Origin of the sequence: Stieleria sp. JC731, from assembly GCF_020966635.1 — a bacterium.
In the GTDB taxonomy this organism is placed as follows: Bacteria; Planctomycetota; Planctomycetia; order Pirellulales; family Pirellulaceae; genus Stieleria.
Genome location: NZ_JAJKFQ010000001.1, coordinates 947,954 through 972,139 on the forward strand (window position 1 = coordinate 947,954; position 24,186 = coordinate 972,139).

The 24,186-nt window shown below is 51.7% G+C and carries 16 protein-coding genes; 9 read left to right on the top strand and 7 right to left on the bottom strand.

Annotated features, from left to right (window positions below; all coding sequences use genetic code 11):
• Window positions 1-75: 75 nt before the first annotated feature.
• Complete coding sequence (locus tag LOC67_RS03085) at window positions 76-525, bottom strand: hypothetical protein (RefSeq protein WP_230261044.1); 450 nt, start codon at window positions 523-525, stop codon at window positions 76-78.
• A gap of 112 nt (window positions 526-637) precedes the next feature.
• Complete coding sequence (locus tag LOC67_RS03090) at window positions 638-2,458, bottom strand: prenyltransferase/squalene oxidase repeat-containing protein (protein ID WP_230261045.1); 1,821 nt, start codon at window positions 2,456-2,458, stop codon at window positions 638-640.
• Between the two features lie 675 nt (window positions 2,459-3,133).
• Here LOC67_RS03090 and LOC67_RS03095 point away from each other — a divergent pair.
• The 3 genes from LOC67_RS03095 to LOC67_RS03105 are packed head-to-tail and all read left to right on the top strand — an operon-like array spanning window position 3,134 to window position 5,746.
• Window positions 3,134-4,063: a DUF1559 domain-containing protein gene (locus LOC67_RS03095; RefSeq protein ID WP_230261046.1), complete on the top strand. Its 930-nt coding sequence runs from the start codon at window positions 3,134-3,136 to the stop codon at window positions 4,061-4,063.
• A complete protein-coding gene (locus tag LOC67_RS03100) occupies window positions 4,060-4,605 on the top strand; it encodes a hypothetical protein (RefSeq protein WP_230261047.1) in 546 nt (181 codons plus the stop codon). The genes LOC67_RS03095 and LOC67_RS03100 overlap by 4 nt, the downstream gene beginning before the upstream one ends.
• A 1-nt stretch (window position 4,606) precedes the next feature.
• A complete protein-coding gene (locus LOC67_RS03105; RefSeq protein WP_230261048.1) occupies window positions 4,607-5,746 on the top strand; it encodes a PepSY-associated TM helix domain-containing protein in 1,140 nt (379 codons plus the stop codon).
• A 31-nt stretch (window positions 5,747-5,777) separates the two neighbouring features.
• On the opposite strand, the gene LOC67_RS03110 is transcribed toward LOC67_RS03105, so the two are convergent.
• From LOC67_RS03110 to LOC67_RS03120, 3 genes are read right to left on the bottom strand one after another with little or no spacing between them, the layout of a single operon-like run.
• Complete coding sequence (locus LOC67_RS03110; protein ID WP_230261049.1) at window positions 5,778-6,848, bottom strand: hybrid sensor histidine kinase/response regulator; 1,071 nt, start codon at window positions 6,846-6,848, stop codon at window positions 5,778-5,780.
• 4 nt (window positions 6,849-6,852) lie between these two features.
• On the bottom strand, window positions 6,853-7,317 hold the full coding sequence (locus LOC67_RS03115; protein ID WP_230261050.1) for a response regulator: 465 nt from the start codon (window positions 7,315-7,317) through the stop codon (window positions 6,853-6,855).
• A complete protein-coding gene (locus tag LOC67_RS03120; RefSeq protein WP_230261051.1) occupies window positions 7,314-8,486 on the bottom strand; it encodes a sensor histidine kinase in 1,173 nt (390 codons plus the stop codon). Before LOC67_RS03120 ends, LOC67_RS03115 begins: the two co-directional genes overlap by 4 nt.
• 566 nt (window positions 8,487-9,052) lie before the next feature.
• Between LOC67_RS03120 and LOC67_RS03125 the strand changes: the two genes are divergently transcribed.
• From LOC67_RS03125 to LOC67_RS03135, 3 genes are all read left to right on the top strand, one after another.
• Entirely contained in the window at window positions 9,053-12,055 is a 3,003-nt protein-coding gene (locus tag LOC67_RS03125; protein ID WP_230261052.1) for a hypothetical protein, read from the top strand.
• Window positions 12,052-14,400: a hypothetical protein gene (locus LOC67_RS03130; RefSeq protein ID WP_230261053.1), complete on the top strand. Its 2,349-nt coding sequence runs from the start codon at window positions 12,052-12,054 to the stop codon at window positions 14,398-14,400. Before LOC67_RS03125 ends, LOC67_RS03130 begins: the two co-directional genes overlap by 4 nt.
• 98 nt (window positions 14,401-14,498) lie before the next feature.
• Window positions 14,499-16,574 carry a CehA/McbA family metallohydrolase gene (locus LOC67_RS03135; protein ID WP_230261054.1) on the top strand — a complete coding sequence of 692 codons (2,076 nt, stop codon included), beginning with the start codon at window positions 14,499-14,501 and terminating at the stop codon, window positions 16,572-16,574.
• A 16-nt stretch (window positions 16,575-16,590) separates the two neighbouring features.
• Here the strand turns inward: LOC67_RS03135 and LOC67_RS03140 are convergent, their stop codons facing one another.
• Both LOC67_RS03140 and LOC67_RS03145 read right to left on the bottom strand, forming a co-directional pair.
• The gene (locus LOC67_RS03140; protein WP_230261055.1) at window positions 16,591-17,520 is read right to left on the bottom strand and encodes a sugar phosphate isomerase/epimerase family protein; all 930 of its coding nucleotides are present in this window, start codon (window positions 17,518-17,520) and stop codon (window positions 16,591-16,593) included.
• Between the two features lie 293 nt (window positions 17,521-17,813).
• A complete protein-coding gene (locus LOC67_RS03145; RefSeq protein WP_230261056.1) occupies window positions 17,814-18,035 on the bottom strand; it encodes a hypothetical protein in 222 nt (73 codons plus the stop codon).
• 593 nt (window positions 18,036-18,628) lie between these two features.
• Between LOC67_RS03145 and LOC67_RS03150 the strand changes: the two genes are divergently transcribed.
• From LOC67_RS03150 to LOC67_RS03160, 3 genes are all read left to right on the top strand, one after another.
• Entirely contained in the window at window positions 18,629-20,194 is a 1,566-nt protein-coding gene (locus tag LOC67_RS03150) for an efflux RND transporter periplasmic adaptor subunit (RefSeq protein ID WP_230261057.1), read from the top strand.
• A gap of 98 nt (window positions 20,195-20,292) precedes the next feature.
• The gene (locus LOC67_RS03155; RefSeq protein WP_230261058.1) at window positions 20,293-23,676 is read left to right on the top strand and encodes an efflux RND transporter permease subunit; all 3,384 of its coding nucleotides are present in this window, start codon (window positions 20,293-20,295) and stop codon (window positions 23,674-23,676) included.
• 112 nt (window positions 23,677-23,788) lie between these two features.
• Window positions 23,789-24,151: a hypothetical protein gene (locus LOC67_RS03160; protein WP_230261059.1), complete on the top strand. Its 363-nt coding sequence runs from the start codon at window positions 23,789-23,791 to the stop codon at window positions 24,149-24,151.
• Window positions 24,152-24,186 lie beyond the last annotated feature (35 nt).

A 24,186-nucleotide genomic window follows, 5' to 3' on the forward strand; every position in this document is an offset into this window, starting at 1 on the left:
GAGTGAAGGCCGTTGCGCGAGCGGCTCTTCACGAAGCCGCTCGGAGTGACCTGTATCTTGCAACCCGATGGGATGCTATTGAAAAGGATTCGGAGCGATAGGATCCGTTTCGCCAGCGAGCATGACCTCATCATTTTGCTGGACACGAGCACGATTGCGACTTGCCCGTTCAGCTCGACGTGCTTCAGCTTTGGCAAGCCGGTCAGCTTGGATTTGTCGTTGCTGTTCCTGTTGAGCCAACGCGACTTGTTGCATCTGTTGTGAACGCAACATCAAGAGCTGCTGTTGCTGTTGGTAGAGCATCTGTTGCATGTACAGCAGCTGCTGGCGTTGGTAAGCGAGTTGCTGCTGCATCGCAAGGGATTGAGGCGAGTACGAGATCTGGCTCAATGTTGACTGGGAGCCGGTGGAAGGTGGCTGACCGCCACCGCGTCCTTCTTTGCCTCCACACCCCCAAGTCGGTTGTGTCAGGGCGATGGCGAGCAGGCCGCACAAGCCGATGGTTGCTTTTTTCCAGCGAATCATTTGAAGTCCTCCGAGTGCGAAAAGTAGAAAAGTCGAAAGTGTTTTTGACCTTCCAATTAACTGGGGAGGATCTTTCGGGCCGATGTCACGCGATGATTGAAAATGGCCGTTTTTACTTTTTCCAGACGTCGTAGATTGGCATGTGGCGATAGTAGACTTCCAGGCAGAACAACGACATGCATGTCGTGTAAAGCCGGCCTGCGTGTTGTCCCCAGGCGTCGCGCGTCGAATTCCAGCTGCCGCGTTCGCGTCCCTGTTTCACTTGGGAAGCTGGCAGTTCTGTTTTCATCCGCTCGTTCCATTGTTCCCACAAAGGGCCTCCAAAGTGGTGAATCGATTGGGCCGCATAGTACCAGTAATAGACGTCCGGTTCGGTTACCTCGATCGGGTGATTGTTCACCAAGGTCGCCAACCCGTTTCGCATTCCCGGCATGTTCCGATGCCAGCCAAGGTACTGACGACACAGCAGTGCTTCCGCGGTCATCGAGGGAGATGCCGGTTCGCCGACTTGGTACGAGTAGCCTCCGCTGTATCGTTCATCAGCGACCGAATCGATGTATCTGGAAACGTCCTCGAAAATCTTTTCATCAATTTCCAATCCGGCCGCTTCGCCACTTTTCAATCCGACTAAAAACCAGCCTGTCACCGAGGTGTCAGAGTCAAATCGCGGTTGATAGCGCCAGCCTCCTTGCGGCGATTGTGCTTTGGCGGCGAAGTTGCATGCTCGCTGTGCATACTTTCGAAGCCAGTAATCATTCGTCATCGCATAAAGTTCGCACACCGCAATCGTCGCTTGGGCTTGTGCGTACATCCCTTGCTGGGCCATCGAATCATGCGCCATCCAGCCGCTTGGATCCTGGCGATTGACCAACCAACGGATGCCGCGAATCACTTCAGTTTTGTACGGTCCAGCTTGATGCGTGTTCCCCGCGCCCATGAACGCAAGCAAGGCCATGGCAGTTGCTGAGGTGGAATTTTCAAATCTCGCACCGGTTGAATAGGGGCCGATCAAGCTCCAACTGCCATCACTGCGCTGTTGTCGTTTTAGCCAAGCCAAGCCTAACTCGACAGCGTCTTCGGTCTCCTGGTTGCCGCCTCCAATTTCTAATAGCCGCTGTTTAGCCGCACCCGAACGGCCAGCAAACAACGATGGCAGGTCGAGTTCTCGCATCGACGATCCATCCCGCGGCGAAGAGTTCGCTGAAGGCATTTCGATAAGTTCGGCACTTTCGGCAATCTCGAGTTCCGGCACGACAGTTGAAAGGTCAAGTTCAGGTTGAAACGGATCGACCTCCATAGGCTGCTCGATTTCAGTGGTTTGAAATGAGTCCAGCGATTCGAAATCGATTGTGTCGATCGATAGGTCGGTAAAATCCGATTTGGATTCCTGTTCCCCGATCTTCATCGTCAATACAAAATCGCCCGGCGCATCTGTTCGAAAACTGATCAAAGCCAAGATGATCAAAACGACTAAATGGATCGTCAAGCTAACCAGCCAAGGCGGTTTGTCGTGCGAATCAGCATTGTTGAAGAACTGACGAAAGTTCGTGATGATCCATTCATGGGCACTCGAGCATGCGTTGCCAAGTTGGACTTTTACATGCTTGATGCCATGGTTGATCCATGCGGACAACTGATTCTCTTTCCGTGACTTCGACGGCGTCTCGGTATCGATACGAAGCTCTTTTGGCAGCGTCGCGACGTTTGCCTGCGCTGCTGCTGAAGTCTGATTGTTTTCACGGACGCCTTTCCATCGTTGCGAAACCGCTGGCGGAAACTTCTGTGTGGCCGGCGGTTTTTCTTCGAAGCGAATAGGCGGTTGTTGTGTCCGTTGGCCCTGCGTACGTCTCTGTGCCCCAAACGGGACCGGTGGTGGATCCGGTGGACGCTCAACCGGTGGAGCGGGCGGGGGGATGATCGAAGAATGTGACATCACCTTCGACCTTGCAAAGTGTTGTTTGTCGATATGAAGACAAAGCTGCAACCGACAGTGTTCCAGAAGACAACGGATTGGCTTTCAGATCGGTCCATCATGCCCCCAAAGTTTTCGCCACGAACTGCAATCGTTTGGTGATGCGTGGATGTCGCGGCGATAGTGATGCAGCGGCTAAAAAGACGAGAGACCAACTGGCTGAACCGTGCAGGTCTCGCGATGCTTGATCATGCGACTGTCCAGTTGGGCATCACCATTAGGGGAGATTCAGAAAGCGGAATGTCACGGCGGAATGATGAAGATTCATTTGCCAAAACCGATCGTGCCACGGCAAGTTGGTCGGGTGGGTAGCGTCCCTGCAAAGGAGCCGGCCGGTTTGCTGCGGTGATTAAATTGACGTTGAGTGCTTTTTGCGGGTGGTCACGCCACGGTGGGCCGTCCCGATCCAATCGCCCTTGACGATCGATTCAGAGTCTATTTCACTGTTGAGAACGATTTTCAATAAGCTTCGTCTGTTCCGAGCAAGTCACCGTCGACTTCGACTAGCCAGCCAGGAGACAGAAGGGTTTTGCGCAATTTTTGCCACTACACGCCTGCAAATATGCGGGGGCGGGTCGCTGGCAGTTCTTCGTTGCGCTCCGTTTTTAAACCCCAACTTTCCCCAAGATTGGCTCAATGATTTTGTCATCGAAACACCGCGCAAAGACTGAAGGATTCACGCTTGTCGAACTGTTGGTCGTGATCGCGATCATCGGAATACTTGTCGGTTTATTGCTTCCCGCGGTTCAAGCTGCCCGCGAGGCGGCGCGTCGGATGCAGTGTTCCAACAACTTCAAGCAGATCGGATTGGCACTCCATAACTATCACGACATCTACCGCAGCCTTGCACCTGGGTGGGCAGACTGGGATGGCTTGTACTCGGCTCCCGAAACGACGCAGTCAGCTCATGTAAACGTTGCCGTGCTACCGTATCTGGAAGGAACCAGTGCGGAAGACCAGTACGACTATGACGTGCGTTGGAATCATGCCAACAACTTGGACATGGCGAATCTGATGCCATCGACGTATCAGTGTCCATCAACACCGGGTGCGGGCGGACAGGGGCCGGAGGGTTTTAAGACCAGCGACTACACCTATGTTCGTAGTGCATCGGACTGGTTATCGCACCAAGGTTCCGAACATTCGATGTTCGAAATGAATGCGTTTCGAAAGTTCCGCGATGTGTTGGATGGACTGTCCAACACGATGATGCAGTATGAGTCTGCCGGACGTACAGAATCCTGGGTGCGGGGCAGAACAACGACTGCACCTGCCTGGTGGGACGGAAGTTATCGTGCTTGGACAGGGAACTTCAACGCGAACTGGTTCTATACCGCCGAGTTCACGCTTGATCCTGCCGGTGGCGAACCGTTGGTGAATTGGTTTGTGGGTTCACAAATCATCAATACTCACAATTGGAATGCGCCATACTCCTTTCACCCAGGCGGAATCCATATCAGTCGGGCTGATGGTTCGGTTCAGTTTTTAACTGAGCACGTCAATGTTGACGTCATCTATGCACTCACTTCGATCGATGGACATGAAGTGTTGGGAGATGTCGAATGAATCTGGTCTGTGAAAAACAGCGAGTGACCGGCACACGACCGGTTCGCATGTTCGCGTTGTCGTTGATGCTTTGCATGAGTATCGGATGTGGCAAGGAAGCATGGAAGTCAGCGACCTATCCCGCAGGCGGATCGTTCACCGTCAATGGTAAACCAGCCGTAGGTGCGGTAGTCGAATTGGTTAGTTTGGGACAACCTCCGGACGAGCGCAATTCACGACCCTGGGCGATCGTCAAAGAAGACGGTTCGTACACTTTGTCGACTTATGAGTCAGAAGACGGTGCACCGGTCGGAAACTACGCGATTACGCTTCGTTGGCCTCCCGACGTTACCCAACCTTCGTTCGAAGACCAGCTCGGCGGCAAATACACCACCGCGCGCGCAACGCAGTGGTCTGTCGAGATCAAAGAAGGCGAAAACTCAATTGATCCGATCGTGATCGAGGGAGTCAAACTAGGCGTGAAGTCATCAGGTAAGCGCGCAACCAAGTCGCCTCCAGGACCACCGATGGTTTCGGCGCAGCAGTCTCGATCGGGGCGTTAGGATGGCCAAGGCAAAGTATCGTCAAGCCTGGCTAGCGACTCATCGTTGGCTCGGTTTGACCGCCGGGTTTGTGTTCTCACTGATCGGTTTAACCGGCAGTGTCTTAGTATTTGACCATGCGATTGATGAGTGGTTGAATCCTAAACTGCTTCTGGCAGAACAGGGCGGTGTGCAGCGGCAAAGTATTCAGACGATTATCGCTGCTGCCGAACAGGCGACCGGGCAAACGGCGCTATCACTTTCAAAACCTCGAACCGCCGATGGGGTCTACGAAGTCTGGTTTCAAACCGGAAGCGAAGCCGATCCTAAATTTCAGCAAGTGTTGGTTGATCCCTACACCGCCAACGTCAACGGAAGTCGCATTTGGGGCGACTACTTTATGACTTGGGTCTATCGGCTTCATTTTCGACTGCTCGGTGGAGCGATCGGGGGAATGTTCGTCGGGGTGGTTGGGCTGCTCGTGTTGGCCTCGTTAATTTCAGGGATCTACCTTTGGTGGCCGCTTTGGAAGAACAGTCTTCGAGCTGCGTTTAGTGTTCGTCGCGGCAAACGAAACTATGACATCCACAAGACTTTCGGGATTGCCAGTTCGCTATTGCTTTCGGTGATCACTTTTACGGGAGTTTATATGGAGTTCCCGACGGTTTTCCAAGGATTGCTCGGATTGGTTTCTCCCATTTCGCAGCATCCAGAGGACTTGCGATCCGCCAGCCCTGAAGGACTCGACGCGAAGCCGTTGAGCGCAGATGACGCGATTCGCATCGCGACCCTCGTTTTTCCAGATGCAAAGTTTGATCACGTGCATCCGCCAGTAGGAAACGACGGAGTCTACGAAGTCGCGTTTCGTCAGTCCAATGAGGTACAGCGTTCCTACGGACGTTCGCAAGTCTTTTTGGACCAATACAGTGGCGAAGTATTGAAGGTTCTCAGCCCGGATGACTTCACAGCCAGCGACGCTTTTCTCGCTTGGCAATTCCCGCTGCACAACGGCGAAGCATTCGGAATGTTGGGGCGATGGATCGTATTTGCCAGCGGATTCATTCCGAGCATTCTTTTTGTGACAGGCTTGGTCATGGTCAAGCGTCGCAATGCGAAGTTGGCGACCAAAGGTAGGTCAACAACTGCAAAGTCGGCCAGATGATTGATGCTGCGTCGTCTTAAACGCACGCGTGTTAGTCGATGCTAGGAAATGCGAGGTGGAATGTGGTGCCAACGCCTGGGGTCGATTCCAGTGTGATTTGTGCACGATGCTGCTTCGCAATTCTTTCGGCGGTCGCGAGCCCGAGTCCTGAGCCTTCGTATTCGTCGACGGTATGTAGTCGACGTAGAGGGCTGAAAATTTCGGAATGAAATTCGGCAGCGATACCGATGCCATTGTCGCTAACGGAGATCGTCGTTTGGCCGTCGCATTCGTCGGCATAAACTCGAACTCGCTTTTGCGGTGACTGGTTGTACTTGATCGCATTGCCAATCAAGTTTTGAAATAGCTGCCGCAGAGCTGTCGAATCGCCGTTGATTGCTGGAAGAGTTTCAAGCTCAACGCTTGTGTGCGTTCGGTCGACATCGGTCAAAAGGTCATCCACCACATCGGATAGCACGGCATTTAAGTCGACCTTTTCGAGAGGCTTTTCAGATCGGCCAACTTTGGTGTATTCCAACAGATTGTCGATCAGAGTCATCATCCTTTGACCCGCGTTCTTGATCGCATTGCTATAGAACTGGCAATTTTCGTTTGATTCAGGCAGTTCAGCACAAAGCAGTTCCATGTATTGGCAGATGTGCCGAAGCGGTGTTCGGAGGTCGTGTGAAACGGTGCCTGTGAAAGCGAGCAGTTCTTCGCGTTGTTCAACCAATTTGCGTTCGAAAGAAACGGTTCGTGTCGCGCTGACAATGGAGCGGTGCAGTGTGTCGGCCGAGACTTGCCCTTTGACAAGGTAGTCTTGTGCGCCCGATTTCAAGGTTGCCACCGCGACACTTTCGGAACCTTCACCGGTCATCGCGATAACGGGAGTATCGATACCCCGACGACGAATCTGAGTCAGGATTTCGATTCCACTAGCCGATCCCAGTTGATAGTCGAGCACAACGCAATCGACTTCAGATTCCTCTAGTTTCGCAAGTCCGATCTCTCCGTTTTCGACATGGATGAATTCGTAAGGGCTGCCTTCGATTGATGATAGCAGACGTTTGACAATGTTCGCGTCCGCGGGATTGTCATCGATCATGAGGATCTTTTGTGGCACCGGTTTACTCCACATCCTTGGGTGGCAACACGACTAAGTTGAACCAGTAATGGCTAAGCGATTGAAATAGATCGACGAAAGAATCAACGTCCTTAGGTTTATTTAGAAACGAATTGCATCCGATTTCATAGCTTTGGGCGATGTCCCGTTCGGCGCGTGATGTCGTTAGTACGACCACGGGGATCTTTTTTAGTGAGTGGTGCAATTTCATTTGGCTTAGCACTTGGTGACCGTTGACCTTTGGCATGTTCAAGTCCAGCAGAACTAGATCTGGTACCGGTGCAACAGCGGGGTCAGCGAAGTCACTTTTTCGGTAGAGGTAATCAAGTGCCTGTTCGCCATCGTTTACAAAACGAAGGTCGCAATTGATGCGGCTACGTTCGCAAGCTCGTTTTGCCAATGCACGTTCGGCAGGATTGTCTTCGGCTAGCAGGATTGTGGCTTCGGGGCGAGATGATTCAAAAATCATTTTACTGCTGGGGCTGGAACGTCGGAGCTTTGTCGGTCTTGTGCAGCGGAGTTTTCTTTCAAGGTGAATTGGAAATGCGAGCCTTCACCGGGCGTTGAGGTTACCCAAATTTTGCCACCGTGATGTTCAACAACTTTGTGGCAAATCGCCAAGCCAATCCCTGTCCCTTCGTATTCGGACATGCCGTGCAAGCGTTTGAAGGGTGCGAAAATCTGTTCGGTGTACTCTTCTTTGATTCCGATCCCATTGTCTCGGACACCTAGCACCCAGTTCCCGTCGATCATTTGTGCGGTCAGGTGAATCTTGGGTGATTCTGATTTGCAGAATTTGATGGCGTTGCCGATCAGGTTTTGATACAGCTGGGTAACCAGAGTTGCATCAATTTCAAGGTTTGGAAGTTCGTCACGTGTAACGACACAATTCGATTCTGTGATGCGAGTTCTTAGCACAGCAAGAGATTCGTCAACACACTGATCCACAGGAACGCGTTTCAATCGAGTTCCGTGTCGACTGGTCCGGGAAAATGCAAGCAGGTCATTGATCAACCGTTGCATTCGGCTGGCGGCCGAAGTGATGAAGTCCAAATCCTGGTTGGCATCTTCGGAAAGATCATCGCCAATGTCATCCTTCAGTAGGTTTGCATAGGAGATCAGGTTTCGAAGCGGTTCTTGCAGGTCATGTGAGGCGATCGAGACGAAGCTCTCCAGGTCCTGGTTTATTCGTTCGAGTTGTTGTTCTGTTTGTTTGCGAGTTTCGATTTCGGACTTTAGTTTTTGATTCACTGTAGCCAAACCCGGCAGCGCCAAAGCGTTCGGGATAACCCGGTACAACGCAATCACCGTTGAAAACGAAACGGCTGCGGTGATCACTTTTGCCACTGCGGAGAGTCGATAGAGCGGCCACCAAAATATCACCGCTTCGATCAAGTGAACAAAGCCGCAGGAAATGATGAAAGCACAGAAAAGCCAAAAGACGTTTGGAAAGACGATGTCTTCGCGTTTTTTGACAAAGTACATCAGCAATATCGGGATGGCCAAATATGCTCCCCATGTCACGACGTCCGCCACGATATGCATCCAGCCGACATAGGGTTCGTCCGCCCAAGCAGAACCACAGTGCCAACGCGCAGGAAATCCGTCGGTATCAAAAATCCAAAATGATAAATCCATTTAAAAAGCAGCCAATTGGAAGATTGTGCGGCGTCCGCTTTGAGGCGACCGACGATGTGGCGACTCTTTCAATTTACCGTGATGGCATTTGTTTTTGTGGGTCCATCGATCCAATCATTTTGGACTATTGGGGATCGCTTGCTTGAACTTTGCGATTTTACCGCAGCTGATCGTGCAACAAACTTGCCTACCTCTGTCGGGTTGGTCAGAATGCACTGGCTAGTAGTTCCTGAGCTTACGGAGTTCTGAAATTTCTGCAGCCAGAGGCGGATCGAAAAACATAGCCCTCGTTGGGTTTTAAATCGTTTCGGTTCGTTCGACTGCGGCTTTCTCTAGCCGTGTTCAGGTAGCAAACGTCCGTGATGGGAAGTGAGTAAAGGATGTTGTCTCTACTGGGCTGAAGTTTCGGTCGCATTCATTGCGTAATCCTTGGCGAGTTAAATGCTCGTTGATGCTTCAGTCGACTGTCCTTTCGAACTTGCCAAATTTAGACAAGTGTTTTCGGAACGATGTAGCGTTTTTGAAATGTTTGTCGTGAGAATTAATACGAATCATTCGGGACATCAATGGCTGCTGACATATCTGAGGCAACGGATAATGAGCGGATCCCAGACGGAAAGGGGCCAGCAGACGGAAAGGAGACAGAGCAACTGGTCCAGGTGAAGCACGGTCGGGCAATACGTGCAGTTTTGATCGCGACGTCATTGTTAATCGGGATTTTCGTCACATTGAACCTGCCATACAAATATGCATCGCTAAATCAAGTCGGCAATATCACCTTGGCGTTCGACTATCCGGTCATGGAATCGGAATTGCCAACGATGGCTGGAGCACCTTTTCGATACCTAATTCGCTATGAAAACGATCCACGGGGTACCAAGTTTTCATGGTCAGCGTTACTGCTGAATCTGTCGGTTTGCATGGCCGTGATCTTGCTAACTGGGGTTTACACTTACCGAAAGAAGATCCGTCAAAGAACGAAGGGGCGGGGCAACTTGACGATTGCGGATCTGATGATTGCCACAATGTTGGTCGCGTCATTTTTCGGCTGGTACCAATATTTAGAGGCACAACGCAAATCGGTCGTTAAGTATGTCAACGATATGGCGGGCAAGGGACACGGAGCAAGCTATTCGGCATGGCTTCCAGAGCTGATCGCGGGATATTGCCCAGAAACGTTGTCGAAGCTGTTTATCAAGGTGCGTGGCGTACGGATGGAATCGCCCGAGCTTGAAGATCTTCACAACGCATTGGCGATAAAGACGCTCACAAAGTTTCGACTTGGCGGAGCTAACTTCGATTTGCGAGAGTTTGACCCATTGGCAACACTCTATCACCTGGACGATTTACGTCTGGCAGGGATGGAGCTAGATCAACGGGTGGCTCAAGCGATCGCTTCGCGTAGCAAGCTTCGAACATTAAACCTGATTCGAACCAATGTTACATCCGAGATTATCGGTTCCTTCGATTTGCCAGTTTTGCAGCGTCTAAATTTGATGCATACCGATGTCAAGCTTGCAAAATTAACGGATCCGAAATGGTCAAATTCCATCGTCGAGTTGACTCTGCCTCATCCTTCTAGTTCAGCCGATGAATTGACGTTGACGGGATGGCCGCAGCTAAAGTTGCTGGAGATCAATGATTGGGACGTTCAACCCAATTCCAATCCTGTCGAAGTTGTGCTCAGTAATCTACCGCAGCTTGAAACCATCCGTCTCGATCTATTTCAGTGCTTCGGATTAACTCTATCGAATCTGCCAGAACTGCAGACGATTGAACCGATCAGTATGCACGCTTCGCAGCGACTTGCACGTGGGGATTCATTTCCACGATCACTATGGTTGGCCCGTCTGTTGGTTGATGAAGCACCCGAGTTGGCTCATGTCGATTTTCATGCCGGTGACTTGCAATCGTTGAAGTTGGTAAGGACTCCTGCATTCAAGCAACTGAATGTTGACCTCGGTCGCTGGAGGACGACCGATGAGCACGAATTGGTTTCGTTGTCACAGGATGCAAAGAATGCAATCGTGCAAGGGTTGAGCGAAAGTGATGGACCGGAAATCGTTGATTTGGATGAGGTTGATCTTTCCGGTGTCGACATCAGTGCTATCAAGCAAAACGAGCGTCTTAAAGAGATCCGAGCCGTTTCGACCGGGATCGATCTCAAACAAATACGTCAACTTGGCCCCAACCCGCAGCTACGGCACCTGCGAATCGATTCCAAGTTTTCACAAGCGAACACACTACCGGGATTGCTGAATCTGTTTCCCGATCTTGAAGTACTCGAATGTGCTCAAGGCAATTATCAAACAATGGGGTATGAGTCGATAGGCGATCTGCGATTGGTGGGGCACGAGAACCTGCGTGAACTAAAGTCCGACAGTTTGCAGGGCGGGTATTGCGATTCGGTCTTCATCGCTGATATGCCACAATTGAAAAGCGGTTTCGATTTCGGATGGGTTGGAGCGTTCCATCTCGAAGGTTCACCAGCGCTCGAACGGTTGGTTTTCAAAAGCCCACTGCCTGACACCTTCGAACTCTCAGGGGTAAAGACGCTGCAGGTTTTTGCCGCAGGGGGAGATCGAGTTGATGATTCCGTTTTGGAAACGATTTTAGAGTGTTCAGAATTGACAACGTTGACGCTTGCTTACGCGAGTGCGTCAGCCGAACAGCTCGCCAAATTGAAGCTGGGGAATATCGTTAACCTCAGCTTGCCAGGATGCAATATCAACGATGAAGTTGTCAAAGCATGGGGCGAGTTGCCGAACCTGCAGTCCTTGGACTTAAGTGGTACTGATATCACGGCGAACGCTTTGGCATCTCTTTTGAAGTCAACTTCGATTCAAAGTCTACGACTGGATGGATGCAATCTCGTTCCACAGGACTTAGTCGCTGTAGCGAAAATGCCAACGTTGCGACACCTATCTATTTCAGGCATCGGTCTCGATGAAACGACGCTTTCAAAGGTCGTTGCTTTTCAGACGATTTCCCGGCTGAGTTTATCTGGCACGAAGATCAGCAATGCGATGCTTGATTCACTCACGTCCGCCAATCTTGAACTGTTGGTTCTACGAGATTGTGAGCTCGATTCTAGGAAGCTATTGGAGCTAACGCAGCGAAATTCGAGGGTGATGATCGATCCAACGGGAAGCAATCTTGATCCCAATGTTCATACCCGATTGATGTCACAGCAACGTGTCATTGACGAACATGAATTTGCACAATTCAAAGCGATGCGTCAGTGGCAACAAGCCATGTCAAATAATCCCGTCGTGTTCACGATGCCTCCAGAATACGAGCAAGGCGTGGGGGAAGAATACGCGTTGATCGATACCGACGCGTTTTCCCCAGACGGCGAATACAACCAACCTGATAATCTGAATGATGGGAGCGAGATTTCTACCCAAACAAATGGGTCGATAATGGGCCGGTTTTTAGGCAGTTTCTTTGGGACGCAGCCGGCAGTGATTGATGTCGGAGAAGACGCTACGGCACCTGAATACGATACGGGCGACGTTGATGCGGTTTCAGCCGAGGTTGTTGATCGTGCAGAAGGAGAAGCGGAATGAACTGTTCAACTGAAGTGACTTCACGACATAAGTATGCCTTCCTCGCGATGTTGCTGGCTTTGACAAGTCTGGGCTGCGATAGGTTGATCCATGATGGTCAGCTGGACGAATTAGAAGCCGTACAGATTACTTGGGCTGCAGCAGCAATCGATGAGGATCAACAAAGTGACTTTGATAATCAGTCGTCTCGCTACGATTGGCCCGTCAACCGTGGTGAGTACATCGTCGTTAAACCTGCGCCGATGGGATACCTCAATTCCTTTTCGAAGCGATTCAATTTGGATAGCCAGTTTGACTCGCCGCTGGTGAAATGCCCTGACATCAAGTTGGCTCCCGAATCAAAGGCTCTCATTCGCGAAGCCTACGGGCCGATCCAAGATACGATGAGATCACTCGTTGATATCGACAACTCGGAATTCAACGGGCCCGAAGCGTTTGACCTTTCGGTTGATGGGACTCGCTTGGTGGTTCTGCATGGAACGGAGGTGGTGCTTTACAACCTAGAAAAATCGAAACGGATCGGCAGCTTTACGCTTCCGGGGGAATGGCCCGGTGGTGCTCCTCATGCGATTCGGTTCTGCGGCAAGTCGAAAGACTTTCTCGTCGCATCAGAAACAACGATTTGTCGCATCGCCAGTCGAACGGGGAAGGTTGTCGCGCAGGCGGACGGATTTCGTGAGCGAATCGTCAAATGGGATGTCAATTCGGCCGACAAGATCATGGCGATGTTGACCGAATCGGGCAGGATGATGCTCGGTGATCCACAGCTTGATCAAATCAAACAGGTCGGGGCCGAAGTCGAAAATGCGCGTGACCTTGGGTTGTCCGATAAAGGAGAGTTTCTATTTGTCGATATCGGACGTCCGCATCTATACCGGATCGATGCAGAAATGAACTTGGTCCATGAACCGCTAGGAATTAATTATGAAGGGCAGCACCAGTCGATCGTCGCGGGAATCAACTCGCACGCCTGGTTGGACGGGCATCAAGTTTTATTGATCAGCAGTCGCAAAAACGAAAATGGCGAGAACGAGCAGTTTTCACGGAAAATCTGGTACAACTGGCGACCTCATTTAGCAGCTGCTTTTTCGTTGGGAGGAGACTTCAATTCGTTTGCGGTCGTCGGTCAGCGTCTCGTCGATGGTGAACTTCAGTGGGTGCTGTACGATGTCGGCCCGACCAGTCTATCGTTCACCTATCCGATCGAAATCGAAGAGAAGCCCACAAGATTCTTGTGCAGCCTTGATGGAACGGTTGTCGTTTTCCTAACCGAACGTGGAGTCCGAACATTTCGTCGCAACGTATGGCAAACTGCGGACCGTTTCCGTATTTCGGAATTGAGTTATGCGGTGATCAATCAATGTCCAATGGAGGAATTCGAAAGGCTGTATGAGTTCTTTGGTCGGCAAAAGCGGATTAGCGGAGCTGGCTCGCCTAGCCAAATTCAGTCGCGGCTACTGATCTTGGCCTCATACCGTTGGACCGATTTGGAAAAGCTGGGCGAAAATGCAACCGATGAGGACAAGGCAGTCCTTGAAAAGCTGACAAACTGGTTGCAACAGGGCGGAGCGATTGCGCGGACCGTCAGTGGGTATCGACACCATAAAATCGCTTGGAATGCCAGAGGGTCAGGCTATGCCGACACGGTATCCGCCGACGGTTGGGAGATCTTTGAAAAGCACGGCCAACAAGCCGATGAGCAATTGACATCCGTCGTGGAGAATTTCGAAAAGCCACCTGCTTTGGCCTTATCGACGCTCATTCAAAATCGCTTGGACCACGGCGGCTATAGCGATAACCCTCTTGCGGAAGTCAATGAAATGGCGAGACGGGCCGTCGAGCTTTATCCGGACCATACGGGGGCTGCTGGAGCGATCGCGTTTAAGCTATTGCCACAGTGGTTTGGCGAAGAAGGCGAATTGATGAGCTTCATTCGCGCATACGCCAATCTGTATGAGGGAAGCTATTCCGATATCGTTTATGCCCAGTTGATCGGCGATACGATACCGTACCACGGTGAGTTGACCAATCGAGATATGCGAAGCATCGATTCACAAAGGCTGTTGTCCGCTTTGAAGATCGCTGTAGAACATGATTGGCCTTTGTCTGTATCCTGCTGGCAAAACAAAGAAACGATTCGCTTGTATGATCGATCATTCGATATCAAAGACTACTATCGATATTTGGTCGAAGGGGTGGCAATCGTTCCGGCGTATTACGGTGACAATAAAAGGTATCGAACCTTCGACATCGTCGGTGTTCCGAGAGAGTTGTTCGAAGAAGCGGAACTGGAGATGGCGGATCGCCAATCAGGATCGGGCAACTCGGAGAGCCCATCTCCATAACGTCGCCTATCTCATCACGCTAAACTATTTGGATCATTCTCGGTTAGGGCGAAAGGATCGAGCCGAGATTCACTCCAATAGGCGTTCAGGAGATGGTGATGAGTCGACATTGGGTCTGCAAGATCATTGTGCTGGTTGGCATGTTGGGCACCGAAAGCCTTGCCCAAGAGACGTCCTCTCTACAAGTTATTGATTCAGATCGTCATCACCGTCGCACAGGATCACAACAGGAGTGGCTGCGTTTTCCGGTGGATTGTGAGGGGGATCGGTTGGCTGTCGAGTTCGACGGTGAAGCCAATGAAACTGTTCAAACCTTGTTGATCCGCCAGTCCGACGTTCGGCAAGTGTGGAAAGTGCTCTTGAACGGAACGGAGATCGGGAGGTTGCAGCAAGACGAGAATGACCTTTGTTCGATTTTCAAAGTCGACAAAGGGCGGCTAGTCGATGGCAAAAATCTATTGTCCATCGAGGGGCAAGGCGAGCAAACCGATGACGTTTTGATCGGACCAGTTCGGCTGTCTAAAAGTTCGCCGGAGATTTATCAAACAGAAGCCTCCGTTAATGTCGTGGTGCGAGATGCAGCTCAAAAAGAGGCTGTCCCATGCCGATTGACGATTGTTGATCAAGACAATTGCCTTGTTCCCGTGCACGTTGACAATGGACACGGAATCGCGGTGCGGACAGGAGTGGTCTATACCGGAAGCGGCCAGGCGAAAGTCGATTTACCAGCGGGCCGATATCGGCTGTTCGCAAGTCGCGGGTTCGAGTATGAACGTGATGCTGTCGACATCGAAATCCAGAAGGGCAATGAGAGTGACGTAGAGATGGCTATCGACCGTCAGGTTGATACGGAAGGTTGGGTCGCTTGCGACACGCATATCCATACGCTGACACATTCAGGGCATGGAGATTCGAGCATTCAGGAAAGAGTCGTCACGATCGCAGGCGAGGGCATCGAACTAGCCATCGCGACCGAACACAACAAGCAAATCGAATATCGCGAGACGGCGAAAGAGCAGGGTGTTGATCGCTATTTCACACCGGTGATTGGAAATGAAGTGACAACTCGATTTGGTCACTTCAATGCTTTTCCCTTCAACGCCGGTGTTCAGCCTCCCAACTATCGCGAAGAAAACTGGGATGTTCTGATACCGGCGATATTTCAGTCGCCTGAGGTTGCGGTCGTGATCTTGAACCACGGTCGGGACTTGCATGCTGGCTATCGGCCGTTCGGTCCTCAGCATTTCAACTCGGCGGCCGGAGAGAGCTTGAAGGGGCGAAAGTTTCTGTTCAATGCGATGGAGACGATCAATTCTGGAGCACAACAAACGGATCAATTGCAATTGTTCCGCGACTGGATGGCACTGACCAATCGCGGTCATAGGATCACCCCTATCGGCAGCAGCGATTCACACGATGTGAATCGATACATCGTCGGGCAAGGTCGGACCTATGTTCGGGTAGCGGATGCAATACCAGGGTCGATCGATGTGCGTTCTGCGAGCGAACAGATCCGTGATGGCCATGTGATTGTCAGCGCAGGTTTATTTGTCGACGCATCGATCAGCGATGAATTTGGGCCCGGTGATTTGGGGACGATCAACGAAGCTCGTGTGAAGATTCAGTATTCGGTTCGATGTCCGAACTGGATCGAAGCGAAGCAAGTTTTGCTTTATCAGAACGGATTGAAAATTGCCGAGGCTGATGTTGCAGACCGGGAATCGATGAATGGCTTTTTCGAAATCGACAATCCGGGGAAAGACGCTTTCTATACCGTACTCGCGATCGGGCCTGGTACTCGTCATCCCGCTTGGCCAATGGCTCAGCCGTATCAAGCTGACGGGCCGGCATGGGATCCGATCAATTTCAGTTTCACCGGCGCGATACGAGTCGACTTTGATGGCGACGAAAAATTTCAGTCCGCTTACGACTATGCAGAGGTGCTGGTGAAAGAAGCTGGCGGAGATTTAGGAACTCTGTTGTCTCGGCTAAAGGACTTCGATGAATCGGTATCCGTGCAAGCGGCAAGTTTGTGGAACGAAAGGCATACATCAATCGGGGATCAGGAAGTGCAACAACGGGTTTCGGAAGCTGCATCCGAGGTCAAATCCGGGTTCACTCGGTACTGGAATGCGTGGCGGGAATCCCGGATTGCGGCCTTTCATGCCCCTTGATGGCCGCCGATGAACGCTAGGTCGGTGAAGCACCCACAGAAGCTTTATCGACGATGGATGACAAGTTTTGAAAGCAGACTTCGGTCGCCTGTTTGCAGTCGTAGCCTGCTTGACGCCAGATCATCGAACTGACCTCGCTGCAAACTTCACCTCGATAGCCGCCTTCGATAAACTGCCGAAGAAGTTCCACGTGCGGCATCGTTCTGGACTCTCCTGGCAACGCAAAGTTCACCTTGCCGTCTTGCTCAACCGCATCTTTGAGCACGATGTATCCGGTGTAACGCAACGACTGTTGAACAGTCTTCTGCAGGTCTAAGCCGCGGAAAACGAAGTGACTTGGGTCATAGACCATGCACAGAGATTCTTGTTGCTTCAGCTGTTCAAACAGCCAAATGGCATGCTCGGGTAGCGACATCGCCTGGCCACGGTGGGGCTTGATGGCAAGTCGGATGCCTGCCTTTCGAGCCAGCTCCGTCCAGGATCCCAAGACGTCACGAAAGATCGATCGCTTTTCCATCCATTCACCTCCACCGAGGACTGACTGGATGATCGGAGGTTTCTGCGGTGACAGGTCATGTGCAAGCTGAAGCATCTGTTCAACCCAGGCATTTTGCTCGGCCGACTTCTTTGGATCCGGATTAGGAAGCCCCATCAAAGCGCCGATCTGCAGACCGCTGTCTGAAACCAGTTGCCGAACTTCTTGACGATCCGCTGGTGTCAGCTGATCAGGTGCCCCGTGGTAGGTCGGCATCGCCGCGATTTCGATCGAGTCGAATCCTGTTGATGCCACCAGCCGGATCGACTCAGTCAGTGAATAGTTGGGATGCCCGTAGGTTCCGAATCCGATCGTGCATCGGCCCGTAGAAGTATGGTTTGCGTTGGCCAACGATGCGAATGGAAGCATCGCGGCACTTTGCAGCAGTAGTCGACGATGAAGAGCTGGCACGGTGATCGGTGGGGTTGGAGCGGGAGGCGGGAGACCACCATCATACTGAAACAGATTGTCGGCGGGGTTTGGAACACCACGATCAGAAGTCGCGGGTTTTCAGTCGAGGAATTGGCGGAGAGCACCGTTACCCGGACATTGATACCATTTCAGTCAACGAGGGGGCGTCAGCGCTGATTGGCTGTCGCAGGTTTCTCGATTTCAAACTGGACGTTTCCTTGAGACGGTCCGATAATGTAAGCGAGCTGATTACTTCTACTTTTGGTGCAGCAACGTGCAGCCCTTTCGTGTGATTACCGCCATCGCCCTGCTAGTGCATTCGGTTTTCGGATGTTCTGTGCACGCGGCGTGCGTTTGCGAAGGTCACTCGCATGTTTCACATCAAGAATCGGAAGACGCCAACACCAGCGTTCTGGACGAACAGCCGCATCATGGTTGTTCGCACCACCACGTGAAATCTGTTTCAGAGCAGATTGATGATCAATGTCATCGTGAGCCTTCGATTGAAATTGCACCGAAAGAGTCCAGCGTTTCCACGTCCGGGCTAGCTCAGCTGCGCTCGATGGATTGTCTTTGTTGTGCGTCGAGCCCCAGTCGCAACGATGCCCCGTGTGGCGATGGCAGCGTCCGCTGCAGCTTTCTGACTTCTGAGAATTCGTTTTCGGTCAGCCAATTTCTTCCGATCGTTTCCGATTTCGACTTCGTTTTGCCAGACGACGCCTGTGTCGCCAGGCCCGCTGTGCGACATCAGCGAATGGGAATGGTTCAGTATGAAAGTCCCCAATGCCGCTGTGCGGCCTTCTGCACCTGGTTGATCTAACCATCTGGTTTTTTGCAGCATCGATCTGCTGCTTCGTTGCTAGATCCTAGTGGTGCCGATTCTTGATCGGTATCAAGCGATGCTCGACTTGGTCGAGCCGTTCGGTTTAGCAATTCATCTAGGGGACTGATCGTCGACGATGAAGACGGCTTGTGCGCAGGCAATGTGAAGAGTCGATATCGGTCCATACAGGAAGTGATGCTGTCGCGATTGGCGATAGTTCCGGTCACCAGCGCGCTGACTCAACCAGACGATTTCAAATCATTCGGTTTCAAATTCATCAGTCCAATGAATCAGAAAACAAAGCGGATTCCCGACTTTCGTGGGCCTCTCGTCACGCTATGCGTCATAGTTGTGGTGGCGATCGCAGGTCTGTATCTCTTTACTAGTATTCCCGCAAGCAACGGATGGCCGTTGGCGTCGTTGTCAGCGGATTCGGATCATTCCGAAGACAGCGGGCACGACGAATCGCATGAGGGGCATGATCATTCAGGCCACGATCATGAGGGGCACTCCGAAGCCGACTCGATCGAGTTAAGTGATCAAGCTCGGGCAAATTTGCGTTTGACAACGACCGTTGCCAGCGTGCAACCATTTAGCGAATACGTGGAAATCCCCGGTGTCGTGACGCCATGGCCTGGAAGGACTCACATCACGATCACCTCGCCGTTAACAGGCGTCATCAATTCGATTCGTGTATCTCGCGGTGAATTGGTAGCCAGCGGCACGCCGCTATTTACGCTGCGACTGACGCACCAAGACCTCGTGCAAACGCAGGAAAAGTTTTTGACGTCGTTGGGGCAATTGGATGTAGAGGAGCGAGAGATTCGGCGTTTATCTTCGATTGCTTCATCAGGGGCGATCGCAGCAAACAAACGTATCGAACGTGAATATGAACGAGATCGATTGTTAGCGAGTATCCAGGCGGCACGGCAATCGATGCTGTTGCATGGTCTAAATGTCGATCAGATCAATCAAATCGAACGCACTCGAGAGTTGGTCCGCGAAGTCACCGTGTATGCTCCGATCCTGCATACCGATCGTTCCATCCACCATGATTCGATAGACCCACCTCTGCCACCATCGGCTGGCCATCAAGGTGCGGGAAGCCAATTTGTGACGCACGATTCAAGGCATGCCAATGAGAATCACGGTCAACAGTTGACGTCCTTGGTTCAGCCTCCTCCGGCACATCCCGAACATGTTGATGCGGATTTCTTGATCACCGATTTGTTGGTGAGCCGAGGGCAGTCGGTTCAGGCGGGAGAAACGCTTTGCCAGCTTTCGGACTATAGCCAACTTTTGATCGAAGGCTCAGCCTTCCAGCGTGACAGCGAAACCCTACGTCGTGCCGCCGATCGAGAGGCTGATTTGCAAGCCGTGGTCGAACTCGGTTTCCAAGATCGAAAAATCGTCGATGGATTGAAGATCGTTTACCTAGGCAACGAAGTCGACCGTGAATCAAGGGCACTGCCGTTCTACGTCATGCTTGGGAACGAAGTCGAACGCAGCGTTCAGGTTGGTGACGAGCGATTTGTCAGTTGGCGATACAAGCCGGGGCAGCGTTTAACAATTCGAGTTCCGCTTCAAATGCTTGATGAAGCCATCGTTGTTCCAAAAGAAGCCGTTGCCGAGGAAGGTCCCGAGCGATACGTCTTTGTCGAAAATGATCATCATTTCGATAGAGTCTCTGTCCATGTTCTCGCACAGGATTCGGTCAATGTCGCGATCGCGAACGATGGGCAGCTTTGGCCTGGGCAAACGGTCGCGGTAAGCGGGTCTCACCAATTACAGATGGCGATCAAAAACAAGAGCGGTGGAGCGATCGATCCACATGCCGGACATAACCACTAAACCCTGAATTGGTTTTCATCGCAAGCGTCTCGTAAACGCTTCTGCGGAAAGTGTCGCATTCATTTCACTATCGATTCTGACTCGGGTTTCGTGTCGTCATGCTTGATTCCATTATTCGTTTCTCACTCCGCAATCGCCTGATTGTGCTTGCGGTCGCTGTCATCCTGATGGGGATGGGAGCTTGGCAGGCGATCCGTTTGCCGATCGACGTTTTTCCCAACCTAAATCGTCCTCGCGTCGTCATCATGACCGAGGCGGCGGGAATGGCACCCGAAGAAGTTGAAGCGTTGATCACGTTCCCTTTGGAAACGGCTTTCAATGGGGCCAGTGGTGTCGAAGCCGTTCGCAGCAGCAGCGGCATCGGGTTGTCGGTGATCTATGTGGAATTCGGCTGGGGAACGGATATCTATAACGACCGTCAGATCGTCAACGAGCGGCTACAGCTCGCCCAAGAAAACTTGCCTGCAGGTATCAAACCAACACTGGCACCGATCTCGTCCATTATGGGGCAGATCTTGATGTACGCGATGTGGAGTGAAGGTGGTGAAACAGAGCCGATGGAAGTCCGTACCATGGCCGACTGGATCGTCAGGCAGCGGCTGTTAACGATCCCTGGAGTTTCGCAAGTCTTCACGATGGGCGGAGGGCGGATGCAATACCAAGTGCTATTGGATCCGGACAAGCTTCGCGAGTTCGATTTGACGATTCACGAAGTCCATCAGGCCGTGCAAGAATCTAACTTAAACGCGACCGGCGGATACCTGGATGAACAGGGCAGCAACGAACTGTTGGTGCGTGGGTTGGGGCGTCTGACAAGCTTGGATGACCTTCGGCAAATCGTCGTGGTGATGCGAGAGAATCGCCCGGTGACGCTTGCCGATGTTGCAGACGTTGTGGAGGGCGCCCAAGTCAAACGCGGCGATTCGTCTGCGTTGATTCGTCAGGGTGACGGAACGATCGAAGGCGGACCCGCCGTTGTCCTGACCGTCAACAAGCAACCTGGTGCAGACACTCGCGCGGTTGACGATGCCATCCGGTTGGCATTGGAAGATCTAAAGGTGGCGATGCCCGATGACATTCGCATCGAAAACGTTTACTCGCAACGGTCGTTTATCGATCGAGCAATTGACAACGTGATCGAAGCCCTGGCAGATGGGGGCGTGTTGGTCCTGGTGATTCTGTTTTTGTTTTTGCTGAATTTTCGCACAACGTTTATCACGCTCACAGCGATTCCATTATCGATCATCACCACCGCGATTGTGTTCGCTGCCTTCGGTCTGTCGATCAATACGATGACTCTGGGTGGGCTAGCGGTGGCGATCGGCGAACTGGTTGATGACGCCATTGTTGATGTCGAGAACATCTTTCGCCGTCTGAAAGAGTGGCGATTGAAAAAGAGCAACGCCAGCCTTTCGTCAGCCCAGAAATTACGAGATGCAATTAAAGTCGTCTATGAAGCAAGCATCGAGGTGCGAAGTAGCGTCGTCTACGGAACGGCGATTGTTGTCATGGTTTTCTTGCCTCTGTTTGCACTGGAGGGCATGGAAGGAAAGTTATTCGTTCCTTTGGCCATGGGATACGTTGTTTCGCTTTTGGCTTCCCTGGTTGTGTCATTGACCGTCACTCCCGCCCTGTCGTCATTGCTGCTTGTCGGGAGTCGAGCATGGCGATTCGTTTTGCCCCTGTTTGCATTCGTGGTCGCAATGCTGATGGTGTATTGGTGCGTTCCACGAGTCTTTGATTTTGTTGGTTGGGATGTGCACTTGCCTGGAGGCAACCTTTGGTGGTCGATTGTCCTCACGCTACCGATCTGGATCATGATGCAGGTCGCAGAACGACTGTTGGGAGGCGAGGACGCTGAAGAGGGGCGATTGCTCGAAGGTTTGCACGGGATTGCCAAGATCGCGATCGATTTCAGCACGAAATTTTCAGGTCTCGTTCTAGGTTTGACTTTAGTCACCGTTGCATTTGCTGCACTGACACTGATGCGTCTGGAAAGTGACTTTCTGCCTCCTTTTAATGAGGGCTGTGTGCAGGTAAATGCTTTGTTGCCACCAGGGTCGTCACTTGCAACAAGCAACAAGATCGGCCTGGCGATTCAAGAAGAGCTGATCAAGATTCCTACGGTGCGTTCGATCGCAAGGAAAACAGGGCGAGCAGAATTGGACGAGCACGCCGAAGGTGTCAATGTCACCGAAATGTATTTGGAGATAGAGGAAGGAGCTGACCGAGAAAAAACAATTGAATCGATCCGTCTCACCATGGATGAAATTCCCGGTGTAGTTTCAAGTACGGAGCAGCCGTTGGCTCACCTAATCAGCCACATGATTTCCGGAGTCAAAGCTCAGATCGGTATCAAGCTGTACGGTGACGACTTGGATCTGCTGCGGAAAAAGGCGGAGGAGATGAAAGCGGAGATCGCAAGCGTTCCAGGGTTGGCGGACGTGATGATCGAACAGCAGACCAATATTCCACAACTGCGAATCGAACTTGACCGACAAGCGTTGAAGCAAGCAGGTCTGCGACCAGCTCAGGTGATGGAGATGGTCGAAACCGCGATGAACGGGACAGTGGTCAGCCAAATTTTGTTGGGGCAACGCAGTTTCAATCTTGTCGTTCGTATGGACGAACCGTATCGCGAAGACCTTTCGAAGCTTCGACGTTTGACCGTTCCGTTACCCGATGATGGGCGTTTGCCTTTGGAAACCGTTGCCAGAATCTATGAAAGCGGTGGCCCCAATACGATCAAACGCGAACAGGTTCGCCGTCGAATTGTATTGCAGGCGAATGTTGCAAATCGTGGTGTGGTGGATGTCGTTTCGGACATCAAAACACGTCTTGCCAACGTCGATTTGCCACCAGGTTACTTTCTGGAATATGGAGGGCAGTTCGAAAGTCAGCGATCGGCTTCTCGGCGGTTGGCACTGCTATCGGGTGTTGCGTTTCTAGGGATGTTCTTGGTGCTTTACACGCTCTTTGGAAATGTAAACTTCGCGATGCAGGTACTCGTCGCGTTGCCGACAGCGTTTGTCGGAGCCGTCGCGGCGCTGCAGCTAACCGGTCAAAACTTGACGGTTGCTGCGATGGTAGGATTCATTTCACTTTGCGGTATCGCCAGCCGAAACGGAATTCTGTTGCTCAACCACTACGTGCACTTGGTCAAGTTTGAAGGGGAAGGTTGGACCAGAGCTATGGTGCGACGTGCAGGACAGGAACGGATGGCGCCAGTCTTGATGACGGCGCTGACAAGTGGAATCGGACTGTTACCGTTGGCACTGGCCGCAGGTGAGCCTGGAAAAGAAATTCTGTATTCGATTGCCACCGTCATCGTCGGTGGTCTGATCACCAGCACACTTGCGGAGTTCTTTGTGCGTCCTGCACTGTTCTGGATGGTTGGAGTAGAGGCTGGAAAGCAAATCGTTTCGACAACCGACCAAGATCTATTTGCTGACCCCAAGCCCAAGGTAAAGCCTAGCCATTGAACTTCGTTGGGCAGATTCGAATTCTAGGTCGCCACGTTTGTAGTGGCGTCCCAATACCCGTTTCCGGCGGTACGCTAGGTAATGGCCATACGCCGGATAATTATGGAGAGTGATGATGTTGAAAGGACTGTTGATTCCAGTTGTGTTTGTTGCTGGGTTGTTTGTCGCGTCAAATAACAATGTTCGAGCAGATGGCGTCCCTGCTGGTGTTACAGCTCAGTCGCGAGAAATCGTCGAATACCGATTGGAAAAATGGAAGGTGACGCATGCCGAAGAGGGAAAGAAAGGTGAGCAGCTCGTCGGGACGTTGAAGAAACTACGTTGCGAAGTTGAAGTCAGCGCGCATGGCGGACATCAAGATGTCAAATACAGATGCCCGCAGTGGCAAAAGCTTTCGCTGAAAAGTCACAAAGAAGCTCATCAGTGGGAAGGCTGGTTGAAAAAACTTGGCTTTGAAACCAAACACACCCATTGATCAAACAGCACATTTAATCTCGTCCGCGTACCAAG